At 64.1% G+C, this 18,005-nt stretch carries 18 protein-coding genes; 12 read left to right on the forward strand and 6 right to left on the reverse strand.

What is annotated here, in order from left to right; translation table 11 throughout:
* Positions 1–50: 50 nt before the first annotated feature.
* Positions 51–608, forward strand: coding sequence for a DUF1415 domain-containing protein (locus ABWW33_RS14245; RefSeq protein WP_353402344.1), 558 nt, complete (start codon positions 51–53; stop codon positions 606–608).
* Complete coding sequence (locus ABWW33_RS14250) at positions 605–796, forward strand: DUF1289 domain-containing protein (RefSeq protein WP_444550996.1); 192 nt, start codon at positions 605–607, stop codon at positions 794–796. The genes ABWW33_RS14245 and ABWW33_RS14250 overlap by 4 nt, the downstream gene beginning before the upstream one ends.
* Before the next feature lie 6 nt (positions 797–802).
* Here the strand turns inward: ABWW33_RS14250 and ABWW33_RS14255 are convergent, their stop codons facing one another.
* Entirely contained in the window at positions 803–1,312 is a 510-nt protein-coding gene (locus tag ABWW33_RS14255; RefSeq protein ID WP_176653854.1) for a DUF1993 domain-containing protein, read from the reverse strand.
* 188 nt (positions 1,313–1,500) lie between these two features.
* Between ABWW33_RS14255 and ABWW33_RS14260 the strand changes: the two genes are divergently transcribed.
* Genes ABWW33_RS14260 through ABWW33_RS14270 form a run of 3 tightly spaced genes read left to right on the forward strand, consistent with a single transcriptional unit; the run spans position 1,501 to position 7,669 of the window.
* Positions 1,501–4,620, forward strand: coding sequence for an EAL domain-containing protein (locus ABWW33_RS14260; protein WP_176653855.1), 3,120 nt, complete (start codon positions 1,501–1,503; stop codon positions 4,618–4,620).
* 18 nt (positions 4,621–4,638) lie between these two features.
* Entirely contained in the window at positions 4,639–6,912 is a 2,274-nt protein-coding gene (locus ABWW33_RS14265; RefSeq protein ID WP_353402346.1) for a xanthine dehydrogenase family protein molybdopterin-binding subunit, read from the forward strand.
* Positions 6,913–6,940: 28 nt separating this feature from the next.
* Positions 6,941–7,669: an SDR family oxidoreductase gene (locus ABWW33_RS14270; RefSeq protein WP_353402348.1), complete on the forward strand. Its 729-nt coding sequence runs from the start codon at positions 6,941–6,943 to the stop codon at positions 7,667–7,669.
* Between the two features lie 172 nt (positions 7,670–7,841).
* Here the strand turns inward: ABWW33_RS14270 and ABWW33_RS14275 are convergent, their stop codons facing one another.
* From ABWW33_RS14275 to ABWW33_RS14285, 3 genes are all read right to left on the reverse strand, one after another.
* On the reverse strand, positions 7,842–8,354 hold the full coding sequence (locus tag ABWW33_RS14275) for a GNAT family N-acetyltransferase (protein WP_353402349.1): 513 nt from the start codon (positions 8,352–8,354) through the stop codon (positions 7,842–7,844).
* Positions 8,317–8,625 carry a type II toxin-antitoxin system TacA family antitoxin gene (locus ABWW33_RS14280; protein ID WP_353402350.1) on the reverse strand — a complete coding sequence of 103 codons (309 nt, stop codon included), beginning with the start codon at positions 8,623–8,625 and terminating at the stop codon, positions 8,317–8,319. Before ABWW33_RS14280 ends, ABWW33_RS14275 begins: the two co-directional genes overlap by 38 nt.
* A gap of 407 nt (positions 8,626–9,032) precedes the next feature.
* Positions 9,033–9,461 carry a thioredoxin family protein gene (locus ABWW33_RS14285; protein WP_353402352.1) on the reverse strand — a complete coding sequence of 143 codons (429 nt, stop codon included), beginning with the start codon at positions 9,459–9,461 and terminating at the stop codon, positions 9,033–9,035.
* Between the two features lie 97 nt (positions 9,462–9,558).
* On the opposite strand from ABWW33_RS14285, the gene tsaB reads away from it, so the two are divergent.
* From tsaB to ABWW33_RS14305, 4 genes are read left to right on the forward strand one after another with little or no spacing between them, the layout of a single operon-like run.
* Positions 9,559–10,260 (forward strand): tRNA (adenosine(37)-N6)-threonylcarbamoyltransferase complex dimerization subunit type 1 TsaB, encoded by a 702-nt coding sequence (gene tsaB, locus ABWW33_RS14290; protein ID WP_353402353.1) that lies wholly within the window; start codon positions 9,559–9,561, stop codon positions 10,258–10,260.
* The gene (gene rimI / locus ABWW33_RS14295; protein ID WP_353402354.1) at positions 10,257–10,727 is read left to right on the forward strand and encodes a ribosomal protein S18-alanine N-acetyltransferase; all 471 of its coding nucleotides are present in this window, start codon (positions 10,257–10,259) and stop codon (positions 10,725–10,727) included. Before tsaB ends, rimI begins: the two co-directional genes overlap by 4 nt.
* A 5-nt stretch (positions 10,728–10,732) precedes the next feature.
* Positions 10,733–11,602, forward strand: coding sequence for a uracil-DNA glycosylase (locus ABWW33_RS14300; protein WP_353402355.1), 870 nt, complete (start codon positions 10,733–10,735; stop codon positions 11,600–11,602).
* A complete protein-coding gene (locus tag ABWW33_RS14305) occupies positions 11,595–12,569 on the forward strand; it encodes a DUF1853 family protein (protein WP_353402356.1) in 975 nt (324 codons plus the stop codon). The genes ABWW33_RS14300 and ABWW33_RS14305 overlap by 8 nt, the downstream gene beginning before the upstream one ends.
* A gap of 6 nt (positions 12,570–12,575) precedes the next feature.
* On the opposite strand, the gene lplT is transcribed toward ABWW33_RS14305, so the two are convergent.
* Complete coding sequence (lplT, locus tag ABWW33_RS14310) at positions 12,576–13,838, reverse strand: lysophospholipid transporter LplT (protein WP_353402357.1); 1,263 nt, start codon at positions 13,836–13,838, stop codon at positions 12,576–12,578.
* Positions 13,839–13,967: 129 nt separating this feature from the next.
* Between lplT and alr the strand changes: the two genes are divergently transcribed.
* The 3 genes from alr to ABWW33_RS14325 all read left to right on the forward strand — a co-directional run bounded on the left by alr (position 13,968) and on the right by ABWW33_RS14325 (position 16,837).
* On the forward strand, positions 13,968–15,062 hold the full coding sequence (gene alr / locus ABWW33_RS14315) for an alanine racemase (protein ID WP_353402358.1): 1,095 nt from the start codon (positions 13,968–13,970) through the stop codon (positions 15,060–15,062).
* 16 nt (positions 15,063–15,078) lie between these two features.
* Positions 15,079–16,455: a DNA repair protein RadA gene (gene radA / locus ABWW33_RS14320; RefSeq protein ID WP_176653866.1), complete on the forward strand. Its 1,377-nt coding sequence runs from the start codon at positions 15,079–15,081 to the stop codon at positions 16,453–16,455.
* A gap of 82 nt (positions 16,456–16,537) precedes the next feature.
* Positions 16,538–16,837 carry a PilZ domain-containing protein gene (locus ABWW33_RS14325; RefSeq protein ID WP_353402360.1) on the forward strand — a complete coding sequence of 100 codons (300 nt, stop codon included), beginning with the start codon at positions 16,538–16,540 and terminating at the stop codon, positions 16,835–16,837.
* Here the strand turns inward: ABWW33_RS14325 and ABWW33_RS14330 are convergent.
* Complete coding sequence (locus tag ABWW33_RS14330; protein WP_353402362.1) at positions 16,818–17,978, reverse strand: citrate synthase family protein; 1,161 nt, start codon at positions 17,976–17,978, stop codon at positions 16,818–16,820. The two genes, ABWW33_RS14325 and ABWW33_RS14330, sit on opposite strands and share 20 nt — an antisense overlap.
* Positions 17,979–18,005: the final 27 nt, after the last annotated feature.

Genomic DNA, 18,005 nt, shown 5'->3' on the forward strand with positions numbered 1-18,005 from the left:
AAAGAATGCGTACAATCTCGTCTTTGAGTAGTTCACCAAGGAATAGAAATATGAGCAGCCCCGCCATCGATCACGACGCCGTTATCGCCGAGACCGTCAATTGGGTGGAAAAGGCCGTGATCGGCCTGAACCTGTGTCCGTTCGCCAAAGCCGTCCATGTCAAGCAGCAGATCCGCTATGTCGTCTGCGACGCCGACACGCCGGAGGCGCTGCTGGAAAAGCTGATGGAAGAGCTGGAATACCTGGCCGAGGCGGACCCGGACAAGGTCGACACGACCATCATCATCCATCCCAGCGTGCTGGCCGACTTCGAGGACTACAACGAGTTCCTGGACGTGGCCGACGCCGCGCTGGAAGACATGGACCTGGACGGCATCCTGCAGGTGGCCAGCTTCCACCCGGACTACCAGTTCGCCGACACCCACAAGAACGACATCGAGAATTACACCAACCGCTCGCCGTACCCGAGCCTGCACCTGCTGCGCGAGGACAGCGTGGAGCGCGCCGTGGAGGCGTTCCCGGAGGCGGCCGACATCTTCGAGAAGAACATCGACACCCTGCGCACCCTCGGCCACGACGGCTGGGACAAGCTGATGCAGGTGAAATGATGAGCGATCTGCCGGTCCGTCCGGACACGCCGTGCGTGGCGGTGTGTTCGACCACGTTCGACGAGATCTGCCGCGGCTGCGGACGCAGCGTGGTGGAGGTGGCGCACTGGGTATCCATGAGCGCCGAGCAGAAAGAGCTGGTGTGGCAGCGCATCCTGGCGCAGGGTTACCCGCGCCGGAATACCTAGCCGATATTAATAAGTGCCGATGAAATTCTTCTTGCCGATGTCCAGGCCGTTGTGGCGCAGGATGTCGTAGGCGGTGGTGGCGTGGAAGAAGAAGTGCGGCAGCGCGTAGTGGAACAGATAGCTCTGGCCGGTGAAGTGCTTGGTCTTCTCGCCGCTGCCGGTGGTGATTTCGCGCGTTTCGCTGCCTTCGATGGCCGCTTGCGGCACGCTGTCGATGTAGGCCAGCGTCTTGACGATGCGGGCTTTCAGCTCGGCGAAGGTGGTCTCGGTGTCGTCGTACGACGGCACTTCCAGGCCGCCCAGGCGGGCTGCGGCGCCTTTGGAGAAGTCGCAGGCGATCTGGATCTGGCGGGTGAACGGCAGCATGTCCGGGAACAGGCGGAACTGCAGCAACGCGTTCGGTTCGATCTTTTTCTCGGTCGCGTGGGCCTCGGCTTTGTCGAGGATGGCCAGCAGGCTGTTGAGGATCTGCTTGAACACAGGAATGGAGGCGGAGTACATGGAGAAGGTGGTCATGGCGGGTTCCTCTGTTGAATGGAGCCGCGATGATAGCCTGCCTGTGGGTTTTTTGCTCGGGCCGTGATTTTTCATGCATTTTCCGTGCATAATTCCGATTAGTATTAGAAGAGTAATAGTAAAAAGTTTGCGCTACCACTTACTTACCGACTGACGATGCAAACTTACCAACCTACCCGTGATGGTGCATGACTAGCACCATCTATCAAAAAATGCGCGCCAGGCTGAGCGCGCTGTACGGTCTGTCCATCTACGGTGCGCTGCTGCTGGTGGTGTTCGGCGGTCTGGTGATCCCGGCCATCATCGGCAGCTACCTGCTGATCGGCGTGCACGAGCAGCAGTCGGCGCGCGCGACGCTGAAGGAATCGCTGCAGCGCAACGCCGACATCCTCGCGCTGGGCATGCAGGAGTCGCTGTGGAACATGAACGCTGAATCGGCCCATTCGCTGGTTGAATCGGTGATGCGCGACCGTTCCGTGCTGCAGGTGGAGGTGGTGGGCCAGGCCGACACCCAGTTCATGAAGCTGCATTCGCCGCGGCAGGCGACCGGCAACGTCTACCGCGCCGAGCGCGAGATCCTGGTGCGCGGCGAGCGCATCGGCCGCATCATGGTCGAGATGGACGACGCCCGCAGCCAGCAGGAGCTGCGCGAGAAGCAGATTTCCTATGTGTTCGTGCTGGCGGCGCAGCTGATGGTGTCGCTGCTGCTGATCGTGCTGTTCCTGAATACCCGGCTGATCAAGCCGCTGCGCAAGCTGATGCGCTTCTCGGACCGCCTGTCGCACGGCGATTTCGAAACCCGGCTGGACCTGACCGGCAGCGATGAACTGGGCCGCCTGGCCAGCCAGCTGGACCAGATGCGGGTGGCGATCAAGCGCCTGTTCGAGGACATCGGCCAGCGCGAGGAGCGCTTCCGCACCATCGTCACGCAGGTGCCGGGCGCGGTGTTCCGTTTCCGTCCCAACGGCCCGATCGACTTCGTCTCCGACGCGATCGAAGAGATCTCCGGCTATTCGGCCGCGCAGTTCATGCGCAGCACCACGCATTCGTGGATCAACCTGATCGAGCCGGAAGACCGCGAGAAGCAGCGCCAGGCCGTGTCCGATGCGATCCACAATGGCGAACCGTACGAGGTGGAATACCGCATCCTCGACGCCTCCGGCAACGAACGCTGGGTGGCCGAGAACGGCCAGCCGCAGCCGCACGACGGCGAGGGCAACGCGCCCTGGGTGGACGGCATCATCTCCGACATCAGCCAGCGCAAGCACAACGAGATGCGCATCGAGGCGCTGCTGGCCGAGCAGAGCGCGATCCTGGACAACGTGATGTTCGGCGTGATGTTCGTGCGTAACCGCCAGATCGTCTCGGTCAACCGCCGCTGCGAAGAGCTGTTCGGCTACGAGCCGGGCGCCATGACCGGCGCCTCCACCTCGATCGTGTTCCCGAATTCCTTCGACTTCGAATCGGCCGGCGCGCGCCAGTACCCGTCGCTGTCGAAGGGCGACTACTTCAACGAGGAGCGCCACTACCGCCGCAAGGACGGCAGCCTGTTCTGGTGCATGGTCAGCGGCTATGCGCTCGACCACAACCGCGCCAACGAGGGCAGCATCTGGGTGTATGCCGACGTCACGCAGCGCAAGGAGGCCGAGGAAAAGCTGCGCCTGTCGGCCACCGTGATCGAGCATATCGCCGACGGCGTGGTGGTGCTCGACGCAAGCGGCACCATCGTCGCCGTCAACCCGGCGTTCACGCAGATCACCGGCTACACCGAGGCCGAGGCGCTGGGCCGCGACCGCACGCTGACGCGTTCTGGCCGCCACGACGAGGAATTCTACGACGCCATGTGGCAGGAGCAGATGGAGAAGGGCTTCTGGCGCGGCGAGATCTGGAACCAGCGCAAGAACGGCGAGCTGTATCTGGAGTGGCTGACGGTGAGCGCGGTGCGCGACAGCCGCGGCGAGACCACGCATTACGTCGGCGTGTTCAGCGACATCACCAAGGTCAAGGAATCGCAGGAAAAGCTGGACCACCTGGCGCACCACGATCCGCTGACGGCGCTGCCGAACCGTTTGCTGTTCCACGACCGCCTGCAGCATGCCTTGCAGCGCGCCGCGCGCGACGGCGAGCAGCTGGCGCTGCTGTTCATCGACCTGGACCGCTTCAAGAACGTCAACGACACGCTGGGCCACCACATCGGCGACGAGCTGCTCAAGCAGGTCGCCAAGGCGCTGCAGGAGCGCCTGCGCGAGGGCGACACGCTGGCGCGCCTGGGCGGCGACGAATTCATCGTCCTGCTGGAGAATATCGACAACGAGTTCGGCGCCAGCCAGGTCGCCGAGAAGCTGGTGCAGATGTTCGAGCAGCCGTTCATGGTGGCCGGGCACGAGTTGTTCGTCACGTGTAGCGTCGGCATCAGCCTGTTCCCGGAAGACGCGGTCGACCTGAACATGTTGATCCGTAACGCCGACGTGGCGATGTACCAGGCCAAGGCGCGCGGCCGCAACGGCTACAGCTTCTATGCGCCGTCGATGACCGGCGAGGGCGTCGAGCGCCTGCGCCTGGAGACCTTCCTGCGCCGTTCGATCGAGAAGGACGAGATCTTCCTGAACTACCAGCCGCAGGTGGAAATCGACACCGGCCGCCTGGTCGGCGTCGAGGCGCTGGTGCGCTGGAACCATCCGGAACTGGGCCTGATACCGCCGATCCGCTTCATTCCGCTGGCCGAGGACACGGGCTTCATCAACCAGCTTGGCAAGTGGGTGCTGGAAGAAGCCTGCCGCCAGATGATACGCTGGCAGGAGGCCGGCCTGGTCGTGCCGAAGATGGCGGTCAACCTGTCGGCCAAGCAGTTCGAGCGCGGCAGCATCGTCAACATGGTGGCCGACATCCTGCGCGAGACGGGACTGGAGCCGGGCCGTCTGCAGCTGGAAGTGACCGAATCGGTGATCATGAATACCGGCGACGCCATGGTCTTCATCAACGACCTGCATTCGATCGGCGTGGGTCTGGCGATCGACGATTTCGGCACCGGCTACTCGTCGCTGGCCTATCTGAAGCAGCTGCCGGTGCAGACGCTGAAGATCGACCGTTCCTTCATCAAGGATATCTCGACCGACGTCAACGACGAGGCGATCGCCATCGCGATTATCCAGCTGGGCAAGAGCATGAATCTTTCCGTTATCGCGGAAGGCGTGGAGACGGAAGAGCAGGCGGCGTTCCTGCTGCGCCATGGCTGCCATCTGGCGCAGGGCTATTTCTACAGCAAGCCGCTGGCTGCCGCCGACATGCTGGACCGCTGGCACAAATAATAAAAACCGGAGACTGGTATGCACGGAGTGAAGACAGGATCGCGCCGCCGTTTTATTTTCGGCGGCGTGGCGGCCGTTGGCGCGCTGGTGGTGGGCTGGGGCGTGATGCCGGCGCGCCAGCGCTTGAACGCTTCGCATCCGCTGCCGGTGAGCGACGGCGCGGTGGCCTTGAACGGCTGGGTCGCCGTCGGCGCGGACGGCATGGTCACCGTGGCCATGCCGCGCAGCGAAATGGGGCAGGGCGTCCATACCGCGCTGCCGATGCTGGTGGCGGAGGAGCTGGACGTGCCGCTGGCCTCCGTGCGGCTGGTGCAGTCGCCCATCGATAAAATCTTCGGCAATATCGCCATGCTCAAGGACGGCCTGCCGTTCCACCCGGACGACAGCGGCAACCTGAAGGCTGCGGTGAGCTGGACCGTCGGCAAGGTGGCGCGCGAGCTGGGGCTGATCATCACCGGCGGCTCGTCCAGCGTGAAGGATGCATGGCAGCCGATGCGCGAGGCCGGCGCTTCCGCGCGCGCGATGCTGGTCGCGGCGGCGGCCAGACAATGGAACGTGGGCGTCGCCGCCTGCCGTACCGAGGACGGTTTCGTGATCCACGCCGATGGCCGCAGGCTGGCCTATGGCGCGCTGGCCACTGCCGCCGCCACTTCCGAGCCGGGCGAGATCCGGCTCAAGTCACCCAAGGATTTCAAGCTGATCGGCCATGCGCAGCCGCGCCGGGATACGCCTTCCAAGGTCAATGGCACGGCGGCTTTCGGCATCGACGCGCGGCCTGCCGGCATGGTGTATGCGGCGGTGCGCATGTCGCCGGTGATCGGCGGGACTGTCGCCAGCGTCAAGCAGGATGCGGTGTTGAAGATGCCGGGCGTGCTGCGCGTGGTCGATTTTTCCAGCGCGCTGCCGGAGAAGACCGGTGCCGGCGCCGGTGTGGCGGTGGTGGCGTCGACCTGGTGGCAGGCCAGGCAGGCCGCGCTGGCGCTGGAGGTGCAATGGAATGCGGGAGCGCAGGCCGGCTTGTCCAGCGCCGCGATCTATGCAGACTTTGCCTCCAGGCTGGATGCGGAGTCGGGCCACGCCTACTACAAGGCCGGCGACATGGATGCGGTGGAAGGCAAGGCCGCCGGCGTCGCCAAGACCGTGAAGGCCGAGTACCGTGCGCCCTACCTGGCGCATGCGGCGATGGAGCCGGTCAACTGCACGGCGCAGGTCAAGGATGGCAAGGTGTATCTGTGGGCGCCGACGCAGTCGCCAGGATTTGCGGTGGAAACGTCGGCCAAGGTTGGCGGCGTCTCGACCGATAATGTGGTGCTGGTGGTGACGATGCTGGGCGGCGGTTTCGGCCGCCGGCTCGATGTCGACATGGTGGCGCAGGTGGTGGCGGTGGCCAAGGCTTCCGCCGGCGTGCCGGTGCAGATGATCTGGTCGCGTGAAGACGACATGACGCACGACGTGTATCGCCCGGCGGCGCTGGCGCGCTTCAACGCCAGCCTGGATGCGGCGGGCAATGTGCTCGGCTACGACAACAAGTCGGCCAGTGGATCGGTGTCGCACCAGTTCATGAAGCGCAACCTGGGCTTGCCGCCGGGTGGGCCGGACAAGACCACCGCCGAGGGCGAATTCGACATGCAGTACGAGTTCCCGAACCAGCGCATCGCGCATGTGATCGTGGACAGCCCGGTGCCATTGGGTTACTGGCGTTCGGTGGGGCACTCGCACAATGCGTTTTTCAAGGAGAGTTTTGTCGACGAACTCGCGCACGCGGCGGGCAAGGACAGCGTGGAGTTCCGGCGTGGCCTGCTGAAGCGGCATCCGCGCCATCTGGCGGTGCTGAATGCGGCGGTGGCCAGGGCCGGCGCCGCACCGGAGGGGCGCGCGCACGGCGTGGCGCTGCACCAGTCGTTCGGCACCATCGTCGCGCAGGTGGCGGAGGTGTCGGTGGAGGGCACGGAGATCAAGGTGCACCGGGTGGTGTGCGCGGTCGATTGCGGGATCGCGGTCAATCCGAACATCATCGCGCAGCAGGTTGAGTCGGCGGTGGTGTTCGGGCTGTCGGCGGCGCTGTTCGGCGCGGTGACGATCAAGGACGGCAAGGTCGAGCAAAGCAATTTTGGCGATTATCCCGTGCTGCGCATGAACCAGGCGCCGGAGGTGGAAACCATCATCATGCCGAGCGCCGAGCATCCGGAAGGCATGGGCGAACCGGCCACGCCGCCGATCGCGCCTGCCGTCGCCAACGCGGTGTTTAAACTGACGGGCAAGCGCCTGCGCAGTTTGCCGCTGACGCTGTAGGTTCAATTCTTGTGAGAGAGAGGTCGGCATGAAAGCTGTCGTTACTGGTCATTCGCGGGGTCTTGGCTTGGCGCTTGCGGGCGAGTTGTTGTCGCGCGGGATACCGGTGCTGGGTTTGGCGCGCGGAGAGAGTGCCGCGTTGCAGCAACGGTTCGGCGCGGCGCTGCGGCAGCAGGCGCTGAGTCTGGCCGATAGCGGCGCGGTGCTGCGCTGGCTGGACAGCGGGGCGCTGGGCGATTTCCTGCAGGGCGAGGAGGAGGTGCTGTTGCTCAATAATGCGGGCACCGTGCAGCCGACCGGCCGCGCCGACCGGCATGCCCCGGACGCCATCGCCGCGGCCATCGCGCTCAATGTCAGCGCGCCGCTGATGCTGGCCAGCGCCTTCCTGGCGGCGACGCCGCTGGCGAAGCAGCGGCGCATCCTGCACCTGTCTTCGGGCGCCGCGCAGCAGGCTTATCCTGGGTGGAGCATCTATTGCGCCAGCAAGGCCGCACTCGACCATCATGCCCGCGCGGTGGTCGCGGACGCCATTCCCGGCGTGCGCATCTGCAGCCTGGCGCCGGGCGTCATCGATACCGACATGCAGGCCGAGGTCAGGGGCGCCGAGCTCGATGGTTTCCCCTTGCGCCCGCGTTTCGAGCAATTGAAGGCCGAAGGTCACTTGAGCTCTCCGGCAGATAGCGCCCGCGAGGTGGTCGATTATCTGCTGCGGCCGGACTTCGGCAGCCAGGCCACCGCCGATTTGCGCAATTTATAAGGGAAGCGATGCGTGGCAACTGGTTGAGGCTTGCAGCTCCGCTGACATTCTTTAGCCTGTCCCACTTCGAGTTCAGGCCAGCGCGCTGCACATAAGGTGCACAGGCGGCAGTCGCGCCGCCGTCGCAGATATTTTTCGCTGCTGGTGGGCAGGCGCGTAAGTAACAGCAAGCTTATTTAGGGTCTTCCTCGGGAAACTTCGGCATCGAAACAATGGGAATGACCAGAGTATCTGGATCATCGGGGATCACATGGAATCCGAAGTGCTCATAAAACGAAGCCACGCCGTCCTTGGCATCGACAAATAACGCAAAACCGCCAACGTTCTGCGAGGCATGGTAGGCCTTCTCCATCGCTTCCATAAGCAATCTTGTCCCGTAACCCTTTCCTTGTGCATCCGAAGAGACGCCCAGACGCGCGAGTGTATAACCGGGTACTTTGTGTGGCAATTTTCGCTGTAGTTCAGTGGGCAATTTCCCCACCGGCGTCAAGGTTCGTATCGCCAAGGTGACAAAGCCGAGGATGCGACCGGGCTCGGTATTATCGATCAGAACAAACGTCCTGGATGTGCCATTTTTCTGATGCTGCATTGCTGTTGTTTGCAGCCAGCTGTTGAGCGTCGGTTGGCCGCAATCAAATGTCGCAACATCATGAACCCTTTCCAGGGCTATCACTTTCAGCGCCATATTTCGCTTTCATAAAACGCTCAAACGCCCTGCTCAGCGCGGCATTCGGCGGAGGCGGGTTATCGAGCAAGCTAAGTAGCATGGCAGCATCATTACTCGTCAAATAGATCGTTTTTTCCCGATCAATCACTCGCTGCGCTTCCTTCAAGGCAGCTTGCACTACGAAATTACTGAGTGTAGTGCCCGATAAATCTGCTGCTTCATTTAAGGTTTCTGCCACTGCGATAGAAACCCGAGCGGAAATCCGCTCCCGTTCTGCGGTCGTGCCCATATTTGGTACCTCACTCAATTAATCGATATTGTGTCTCCGTTTCTTCAAAAAATTAGCCTGGGCAGGCCAGGAATATTTTCTTCGTCATATGACCCCCTTTTGAAGACCCCTGGAAAGGGCTTAAGTACTCTTGCCGAGATTCGACGCTTTCATAGTAGCACGGTGGAGGCAAAATGCCACCGGTATCCAATTTGGCTCCGGGATGCAATGTCATGCCAGCGGCCCCAAACTTAACTACAGTCGGGCGCAATTGAAGATTTCCGTGGTAAGGCTAGGTGGACGTTTTTGAGGGGCAGAGTGTGTTCTGGTGCCCCGAGCCGGAATCAAGCCGGCGCACCTTGGAGGGCGGGAGATTTTAAGTCTCCTGTGTTCGATCGCGTCCATGCGGCGAATATATGAAATCCTGCTCAGCCCAACGCGTTGCGCATCAAGGTGCGCAGGTTGCAGTCGCGCTGCCACTCGATGCGCTCTTCGCTGCTGACGGCCAGGCGGGTGAGTTCCTCGTCGCTTTGTTCCGACTGGGCCAGCACCAGGCGGTGGGCCAGGCCGGCGTCGGGCAGCATGGTGCCGAAGAAGGCCACCAGTTCATGATGCTGGATCAGCAGCGTGGGGAAGTTTTCCACGTCCAGGTCGCCCACCACGTCCGCGTGGTCTTCGATGTCGATCCAGACAAAGAACTTGTCCGGATGGCGCGAGGCCACTTCGTCGAACGTCGCGCGGTAGGATTCGCAGGTGCCGCACCACGCGGCACACAGGCACGCGACGATCCAGCGGTCACCCGCCAGCGCGGCGGCGATTTCCTCGCGATTGTCGGAATTCAGGGTCAAACTGTGCATGGTGTTGGTTTGCTTGCGGCGGCCTCGGCGCCTGATGGGCGTATTCTACATGCCCGCGCGGGGTCGCGCCTGCCAGCCCGCCGGGTTAAAATACGGGATGCCTATTATTCTTGCCATTGAAACCTCTTCCGAACAAGCCTCCTGCGCCCTGCTGCGGGGCGAAACCGTCATCAGCCGCGTCTCCGAGGGCGTGCGCACCCATTCGCAATCGGTGCTGCCGATGATCCAGGAGCTGCTGGCCGAGGCCGGTATCGCGCTGAAGGACTGCGACGCGATCGCTTTCGGTTCCGGCCCAGGTTCGTTCACCGGCGTGCGCACGGCCTGCGGCATCGCCCAGGGGCTGGCGTTCGGCAGCAACCTGCCCGTGGTGCCGGTCGTCACCTTGGATGCGATGGCGCTGGCTTGCCATCAGCAGCAGGGCGCAGGCGAGGTGCTGGCGGTGCTCGACGCGCGCATGGGCGAGGTCTATTGGGCGCAATACCGTTTTGATCGGAATGCCGCGCCGGCCGCCGTGCAGCCGCCTGCGCTGTCGGCGCCGGACGGCGTGCAGCCGCAGGGCGCGCCTGTCGCTTGCGGCAATGGCTTGTCGGCTTATGCCGAGGCGTTTCCGGCCGGTGGCCATGCCGCCATCATGCCGCACGCTGCGCAGATCGCGCAGCTGGCTGCCATTGCCTTCGCCGAAGGCAGGACCGTGACTGCGGCCGAGGCGCAGCCGCTGTATTTGCGAAACAAGATCGCCTACACGCAAGCCGAGCGGCGCGACATGGCGGCCGCCAAAGCCGCTGAAGGTGGCGCATGAAGCAAATGTGGGATCTGGCACGCCTGAATTACGAGCCGATGCAGCCGGCCGACCTGATCGACGTGGTGGCGCTGGAGGAAAGTGTTTATCCGCATCCGTGGACGGCGGCCAATTTTGCCGATTCTCTCAGCAGCCAGTACGAGGCTTGGGTGCTGCGCGATCAGAACGGCGATCTGCTGGGTTATTTCCTGCTGATGGCCATCGTCGACGAGGCGCATTTGCTGAACGTGGCGGTGTCGGCCGAGAAGCAGGGGCAGGGGCTGGGCAGGTTCCTGCTGAACCAGGCCGTGGCGTGCGCGCGCGGGCTGGGCATGGAGTCGGTGTTGCTGGAAGTGCGGCCATCGAATACGCGGGCGCTGGAGATTTACGAGCGCTACGGATTTAAACATATCGGCCGGCGCAAGGGGTACTACCCAGCCGCCAATCAGCAACGCGAGGACGCGATCGTTATGCGGTTCGAAGTATGAGTCAGATGACAGCACGCAGTGCGGTGTTCCTGGAGGAGATGGGCGTCGGCGCGCAATGGACTTTGCGCGACCGGCCTGTCGTCGAAGCCGCGCCTGAAACATTCGTGGTGGACGAGCCGGAGCCGGCCGAAGTGGCGGTTGCGCCTGTCGTCCCGCCGTCGATGCCGGAGCCGGTCGCGGAAGTCGTCATGGCGCCAGCTCCAGTCCCCGCTCCAGCGCCAGTCGCAGTCGCCGCGCCGGAAGACGAAGATTCCACCGCTTGGTTCGACGAGGCGCCTGCGCCGGCACGCCCGGAGCCGGTCAGCGACGAAGCGATCGCCGCGATGGACTGGCCGGCCCTGAAGGCGGCCGTCGCCAGCTGCACCCGCTGCGGCCTGTGCGAAACGCGCCGCAACGCGGTCAACGGACGCGGCGCCGACGGCGCATCGTGGATCGCCGTCATCGCCGCGCCATCGCGCCTGGACGAGAAGGACAACCAGCCGGTAGCGGGCGAAGCAGGGCAACTGCTGGACAATATGCTGAAGGCGATCGCGCTCAAGCCGGAGTCCGACGTGTATGTGACCAACCTGGTCAAATGCCGTCCGGCGGGCGCCGACGGTGCGGACCGCGCGCCGTCCGGCGAGGAACTGCTGGCCTGCCGTCCGTTCTTCGAACGCGAGCTGGCGCTGAGCGGCGCGACGATGGCCATGACCTTCGGCCAGTATGCCGCCAAGGGCCTGATGATGGGCCCGGCCGCGCGCGGCAAGGTGATGCGCTACGGCGCCGGCGAACTGCCGGTGGTCGCCACCTATCACCCGGACGACCTGTTGCGCAAGCCGGAAGACAAGGCCAAGGCCTGGGCCGACCTGTGCCTTGCCAGGACAGCCCGTGACTAGCCAGCCGCCCGACGCGCTCGACAATTACCAGGCGCGTTTCGAGCGGCGCTGGAGCCATCTGACCCGGCCGCACGTGCGCGCGCTGGCCTGGCTGCTGGACGCGCCCGATCTGCTGGATCCGGCCTCGCCGCACTGGCAGGGCCGCATCGCCAGCCTCGGCGCGATGGCGCCGGAAACCGCCGACTGGCTGGCCGCCCTCGAGCAAGACCCTATCCCGTTGGAAGCCGCGCTCGGCACGCGCCACTATTCCCGCCTCGGCCTGTATGCCGAAAAGCTGATGGCCTTCTACTTTGCCGAGCACGGCAAGCTGGTCGCGCACGGCCTGCAGGTGCGCGCCAACCGCAACGACACCGTCGGCGAGTTCGACTTCCTGCTGCGCGACGGCGACGACCTGGTCCACATCGAATTCGCCACCAAGTTCTACCTGCTGGACGCCGGCTCGGCGGGCGCGGATTTCAACGGCCTGATCGGCCCCAACCTGGCCGATACGCTGGGCGCCAAGATGCGCAAGATCTTCGACAAGCAGTTGTCGCTGGCCAGCCATCCGGCCGCGCAGCCGCTGCTGCCGCAGCCGGTGGCGCGGGCGCAGGCGCTGGTCAAGGGCTGGCTGTTCTATCCCGGCGGCGAGGGCGCGCCGGCGATGTCCGGCATCTCGCAGCCGCACTGCCATGGCGACTGGATCACGCTGCGGCAGGCCGAAGACCTGGCGGGCGATTGCTACGCCATCATGCCGCGGCTGCACTGGCTGGCGCCGCTGAAAATGCGGGCCGATGGCGTGGCGATGAACAAGCAGGAGTTGCTGGCCGCGCTGGGCGAGCACATGGGGCAGCTTGCCGCGCCGGTGATGGTGGCGGATCTGCGGGAGGAAGGGGATTGGCTGGTGGAGCGGCGGCGGGGCTTTGTGGTCCCGGACGACTGGCGCTCTCAAGCCGCGCAGCGCCGCCGGGACGGGACGCTGCCGGCCTAGACAGATTTAATGCTTGGCTTCGCCGATCAGCGAGACGGAGTCGAATTCGCGCTGGTTGGCCGCATGCTTGCGCATGATGACGAACATGGTGCCGGCCAGGAACAGGCCGAACAGCACGATGATGATGTCCAGGTTCAGGTGGCCGCGCAGCATCAGCGAATACACGGCCAACATCGTCAGGATCGACAGGTTCTCGTTGAAGTTCTGCACCGCGATCGAGTGGCCGGCGCTCATCAGCACGTGGCCGCGGTGCTGCAGCAGCGCGTTCATCGGCACCAGGAAGAAGCCGCCCAGCAGGCCGACCAGGATCAGCAGCGGATAGGCCAAGGTCACCGAATGCACCAGCGTCATGCTCATGACGATCACGCCCATGGCGATGCCCATCGGGATCACCTTCAACGACTTGCGCAGCGAGACGAAGCGCGCAGACAGCACGGCGCCCAGCGCCACGCCGATCGCGACCACGCCCACCAGGCTGGTCGACTGCTCGTAGCTCAGCTTGAGCGTGCGGTTGGCCCACTCCAGCACGATGAACTGCAAGGTTTGCGCGGCGCCCCAGAACAGCGTGGTGACCGCCAGCGAGATCTGGCCCAGCTTGTCTTTCCACAGCAGGCCGTAGCAATTGGCGAAGTCGGTGATCAGCTTGATCGGATTGCGTTCCTGGTGGCCGTAGACGCAGCCGGTGTCCGGGATGCGGGTATTGAACAGCGCCGCCAGCATATAGATGCCGACCACCACGCACAGCGCCGCCTCGGGCGGGGTGTCGATGCCGGTGTCGATCAACGGTATGTCGAAGCCGAGCAGGAACGACGATACCTGTCCGCCCACCAGCTTGCCGCCCATGACGGTGCCGAAGATGATCGACATCACGGTCAGGCCTTCAACCCAGCCATTGGCGGCGACAAGTTTCTCTGCGGGAAGTAATTCGGTCAGGATGCCGTATTTGGCGGGGGAATATACTGCGGCGCCAAAGCCGACCAGCGCGTAGGCCAGCAGCGGATGCACATGCGCGAATATCAATAAACAGCCGGCTACTTTAATCAGGTTAGAAATAAACATAACCTTGCCCTTGGGCATGGAGTCGGCGAAGGCGCCGACAAATGCTGCCAACAGCACGTAAAACAGCGTAAACGACAGCTTCAGCAGCGGCGTGATCCACGCCGGGGACTTCATCGTTACCAGCAAGTCGATCGCAACAAAGAGCAGCGCATTATCCGCCAAGGACGAAAAGAATTGCGCTGCCATAATGGTATAGAAACCACGATTCATTCTGGGATGCCTGAAAACTTATCTGGCTTGCTTTATACCATGCTTTGATCGTATTCCCAAGAATTGACCCGGACGGACCTGCCCGCACACGGTAAAATACGGCCTTCTAATATTCTGTTCGGAATGCTCATGCCAAGGCCGATAGTCGCTACCATTCACGTCGATTCCATCAAGCACAACCTGGCAGTGGCCAAGCAGCGCTCGCCCGGCGCCAAGGCGTGGGGCGTGCTCAAGGCCAATGGCTACGGCCATGGCCTGGAACGCGCCATGCGCGGCCTGGCCGAGGCCGACGGCCTGGCGCTGGTCGAGTTCGACAACGCGGTGCGCCTGCGCGAAATGGGCTGGAAAAAGCCCATCCTCTTATTGGAGGGATTCTTCGGTCCGGCGGATTTGAAGACCATGGCCGGCTACGACCTGCAGTCCGCCGTGCATTGCAACGAGCAGCTGGAGTGGCTGGAAGCGGCGCAGGAAAGCCTGAGCGCGCGCGGCATCAAATTTGACCTGCATCTGAAAATGAACACCGGCATGAACCGTCTCGGCTTCATGCCGGACGCCTACGCCGCCGCCCATGCTCGCCTGAGCGCGATTTCCTGCGTCGGCAGCATCACGCTGATGACCCATTTCGCCAACGCCGACGACGTCGACCATCCGCTGATGCCGATCACCGAGCAGATCCGCCGCTTCGAGCTGGGCGCGGCCGGCTTGCCGGGCTTGCGCAGCCTGTCGAACTCGGCCGGCGTGCTCCTGCATCACGATACCTTGCGTAACGACTGGGTGCGTCCCGGCATCATGCTGTACGGCGGTACGCCGGGCGGCGGCACCGCCGAGGAGTTCGGCCTGCAGCCGGCGATGACCTTGAGCAGCGAACTGATCGGCATCCAGGACATCGCCGCCGGCGACGCGGTCGGCTACGGCAGCCGCTTCCAGGCCGAGGGGCCGATGCGCATCGGCGTGGTGGCCTGCGGTTATGCGGACGGCTATCCGCGCCACGCGCCGCTCGGCACGCCTGTGCTGGTCGACGGCGTCAAGACGCGCCTGGCGGGCCGGGTGTCGATGGACATGCTGACCGTCGACCTGACCGACCTGCCGTCGGCGCGCGTGGGCAGCAAGGTCACGCTATGGGGCCGGGGCTTGCCGATCGACGACGTGGCCGAATCGGCCGGCACCATCGGCTACGAGCTGATGTGCGCGCTGGCGCAGCGCGTGCCGGTGGTCGAGGGCTGAGGAGAGGATTCAATACGTGGCCAAGCCCAAGACCAACTATACCTGCAGCGAATGCGGCGGCACCGCCACCAAGTGGACCGGCCAGTGCTCGTCCTGCCAGCAGTGGAACACGATGGTGGAAACCGTCATCGAGGCGGGCGGCAACAACCGCTATTCGCAGCCGCAGCACCTGTCGCTGGCGCAGACGGCGCCGGTGCTGTCGCTGGCCGATATCGACGCCATCGACGTGCCGCGCTTCGGCACCGGCATCGAGGAATTCGACCGCGTGCTGGGCGGCGGCCTGGTGTCCGGCGGCGTGGTGCTGATCGGCGGCGATCCCGGCATCGGCAAGTCGACCCTGCTGCTGCAGGCGCTGGCCAACGTCTCCCACCTGAAAAAAGTGCTGTATGTCAGCGGCGAGGAATCCGGCGCCCAGATCGCGCTGCGCGCCAAGCGGCTGAACATCGATGCCCGCGACCTGAAATTGCAGGCTGAAATCCAGCTGGAAAAAATCCTCGGCACGCTGGCCGACCTGAAGCCGGAAGTGGCGGTCATCGATTCGATCCAGACCGTCTATTCGGACGCGCTGAGCTCGGCGCCCGGCTCGGTGGCGCAGGTGCGCGAGTGCGCGGCGCAGCTGACGCGGGTGGCCAAGCAGACCGGCATCACCATCATCCTGGTCGGCCACGTGACCAAGGAAGGCGCGCTGGCCGGACCGCGCGTGCTCGAGCACATCGTCGACACGGTGCTGTATTTCGAGGGCGACAACCATTCGAGCTTCCGCCTGGTGCGGGCGATCAAGAACCGTTTCGGCGCGGTCAACGAGCTGGGCGTGTTCGCGATGACCGAGAAGGGCTTGAAGGGCGTGTCCAATCCGTCGGCGCTGTTCCTGTCGCAGCATGACAATCAGGTGCCGGGTTCCTGCGTGATGGTGACGCAGGAGGGCACGCGGCCTTTGCTGGTGGAAATCCAGGCGCTGGTCGACGCCAGCCACCTGCCTAACGCGCGCCGTTTGTCGGTCGGTCTGGAGCAAAATAGGCTGGCGATGTTGCTGGCGGTATTGCACCGTCACGCGGGCATCGCGGCGTTCGACCAGGACGTGTTCATCAATGCCGTGGGCGGCGTCAAGATCACCGAACCGGCGGCCGACCTGGCGGTATTATTAGCGATTAACTCGTCGATGCGCAGCAAGCCCTTGCCGCGCGGATTCGTGGTGTTCGGCGAGGTCGGCCTGGCGGGCGAGATCCGGCCGGCGCCGCGCGGACAGGAACGCCTGCGCGAGGCGGCCAAGCTGGGCTTCTCGATGGCGATGATACCGACCGCGAACGCGCCCAAGCAGCCGATCGAGGGCATGACCATCATCGCTGTTGATCGTATCGATGACGCCTTCAATAAGCTGCGCGAAATCCAATAACGTTGTATTGTTACGGGTTGTAATCGGTAATACTGAATAACAAGTAATAAAGGACAGGATAGTGTTAGTTGATCAAAGATCGATGGCGCGCAAGATCGTGCGCGCCAAGGTAGTCTTGGCGATGGATGGCATGCCGCCCCAGCAGGGCAGGACGATCGATATCAGCTCCAACGGACTCTCGCTCACGTTCGACCACAAGCTGGCCGTCGGGCACATGGGCCAGGTATCGTTTGAATTGTTCATCGACGGCAAGGCGCAGATTTTGAGCAGCCGTTCCAAGGTGAGCTACTGTATTTTCAGCGGCGACCATTTCAAGATCGGCCTGCAGTTCCTCAATCCGGACGCGGCCACCACCACCGCCGTCAATAAATTCCTTCGCTAGGCCCGACGTAGCGGGCCCTCGGGCGTATCGGGTGGTTGGCCTGCACCTGTTCCAGTGCATGCGCCAGCCAGCCGACGCAGCGTCCCAGCGCAAACAGGATGAAGGGCGCGTCGTCCGGCAGCTGGTGTGCCGCGGCGAGCAGCGTCAGCGCAAAGTCGATGTTCGGCAGTTCGCCCGCCTGCGCTTCTGCCGCGGCGGCGAGGGCTGCATACGGTTCCATTTTCGGTAATAAATTCAACAGGGTACGCGCGCGCGCGTCGCCTTCCGGATACAGCGGATGGCCGAACGCGGGCAGCGGCCGGCCGCTTGCCAGCCATTGCCCGATGGCTGTTTCGGCGCCATGCAGCTTGGCGGCGGCGGTGAGCCGGCCGAATTCCGCCGAGGCGCCGCCGTGCAGCGGGCCGGTCAGCGTGGTGAAGCCGGCCAGCACGCCGGCGGCCAGCGAGGCGCCGGTGGAGATGGCCACCCGCAAGGCGAAGGTCGAGGCGTTCAGTTCATGGTCAGCCATCAGCACCAGCGCGCGGCGGATCATGTCTTCAGCGTCGGGACGCTGCCATGCTTGCGCCAGGCGCCGGCTGATGGTGCACGCCCCGGCCGTCGGCGGACCGGCCATCGCCTGCGTCAGCGTGGCCAGCACGCAGGCGGCCTCGGCGCGCAAGTCGGCGGCGGGACGGCCCAGTGTAGGCGGATCGCCGGCGCTGCGCAGTGCAAGGGCGAGCAGGCCGGCGCCCAGCGCGCTGTCGGTCACGATTGGTGCGGCGGAATCGGCCAGCGGCAGCGACGGCGGCTGACCGGGCTCGGATTGCCACAGCAGCATGGCGATATCTTCCAGCGTGGCGGTGGCCGACAGTTCTGCGGCGTCCTGGCCGCGATAGAAGAGGCGGCCGTTGTGCACGGTGGAAATGGCGGAGGGCAGCACCGGGTCGCCCCATTGCATGGCCTGCGCGGAGACGACGTCGATCTTGCGGCGGCCGTTGCTGCGCTGGGCCATGCGCGCGATATCGTCGCGGTGGTAGAGGCTGCGGCGCGGATCGGCATCGTCGGTCTTGGCGCGTATCTTGCCACGGCTGACGTTGGCGTACAGCGTTTGCGGGCGGACATTCAGTACCTTCAAGGCTTCCGCCGCTGTCATCCACACCATTGCAGATTTCCTATGTTGACACTTCAA

This window comes from Duganella hordei, assembly GCF_040369125.1.
GTDB classification, from domain to species: domain Bacteria; phylum Pseudomonadota; class Gammaproteobacteria; order Burkholderiales; family Burkholderiaceae_D; genus Rugamonas; species Rugamonas hordei.

What these genes read in the sequence shown, in the direction of transcription:
- ABWW33_RS14270 (WP_353402348.1), top strand. Translation starts at nt 6,941, where the DNA reads ATGAAAGCTGTCGTTACTGGTCATTCGCGGGGTCTTGGCTTGGCGCTT.
- ABWW33_RS14255 (WP_176653854.1), bottom strand. Translation starts at nt 1,312, where the DNA reads ATGACCACCTTCTCCATGTACTCCGCCTCCATTCCTGTGTTCAAGCAG.
- ABWW33_RS14325 (WP_353402360.1), top strand. Translation starts at nt 16,538, where the DNA reads ATGGCGCGCAAGATCGTGCGCGCCAAGGTAGTCTTGGCGATGGATGGC.
- ABWW33_RS14265 (WP_353402346.1), top strand. Translation starts at nt 4,639, where the DNA reads ATGCACGGAGTGAAGACAGGATCGCGCCGCCGTTTTATTTTCGGCGGC.
- rimI (WP_353402354.1), top strand. Translation starts at nt 10,257, where the DNA reads ATGAAGCAAATGTGGGATCTGGCACGCCTGAATTACGAGCCGATGCAG.
- ABWW33_RS14260 (WP_176653855.1), top strand. Translation starts at nt 1,501, where the DNA reads ATGACTAGCACCATCTATCAAAAAATGCGCGCCAGGCTGAGCGCGCTG.
- ABWW33_RS14280 (WP_353402350.1), bottom strand. Translation starts at nt 8,625, where the DNA reads ATGGGCACGACCGCAGAACGGGAGCGGATTTCCGCTCGGGTTTCTATC.
- ABWW33_RS14275 (WP_353402349.1), bottom strand. Translation starts at nt 8,354, where the DNA reads ATGGCGCTGAAAGTGATAGCCCTGGAAAGGGTTCATGATGTTGCGACA.
- ABWW33_RS14285 (WP_353402352.1), bottom strand. Translation starts at nt 9,461, where the DNA reads ATGCACAGTTTGACCCTGAATTCCGACAATCGCGAGGAAATCGCCGCC.
- ABWW33_RS14330 (WP_353402362.1), bottom strand. Translation starts at nt 17,978, where the DNA reads ATGGTGTGGATGACAGCGGCGGAAGCCTTGAAGGTACTGAATGTCCGC.
- lplT (WP_353402357.1), bottom strand. Translation starts at nt 13,838, where the DNA reads ATGAATCGTGGTTTCTATACCATTATGGCAGCGCAATTCTTTTCGTCC.
- alr (WP_353402358.1), top strand. Translation starts at nt 13,968, where the DNA reads ATGCCAAGGCCGATAGTCGCTACCATTCACGTCGATTCCATCAAGCAC.
- tsaB (WP_353402353.1), top strand. Translation starts at nt 9,559, where the DNA reads ATGCCTATTATTCTTGCCATTGAAACCTCTTCCGAACAAGCCTCCTGC.
- ABWW33_RS14300 (WP_353402355.1), top strand. Translation starts at nt 10,733, where the DNA reads ATGACAGCACGCAGTGCGGTGTTCCTGGAGGAGATGGGCGTCGGCGCG.
- ABWW33_RS14245 (WP_353402344.1), top strand. Translation starts at nt 51, where the DNA reads ATGAGCAGCCCCGCCATCGATCACGACGCCGTTATCGCCGAGACCGTC.
- ABWW33_RS14250 (WP_444550996.1), top strand. Translation starts at nt 605, where the DNA reads ATGATGAGCGATCTGCCGGTCCGTCCGGACACGCCGTGCGTGGCGGTG.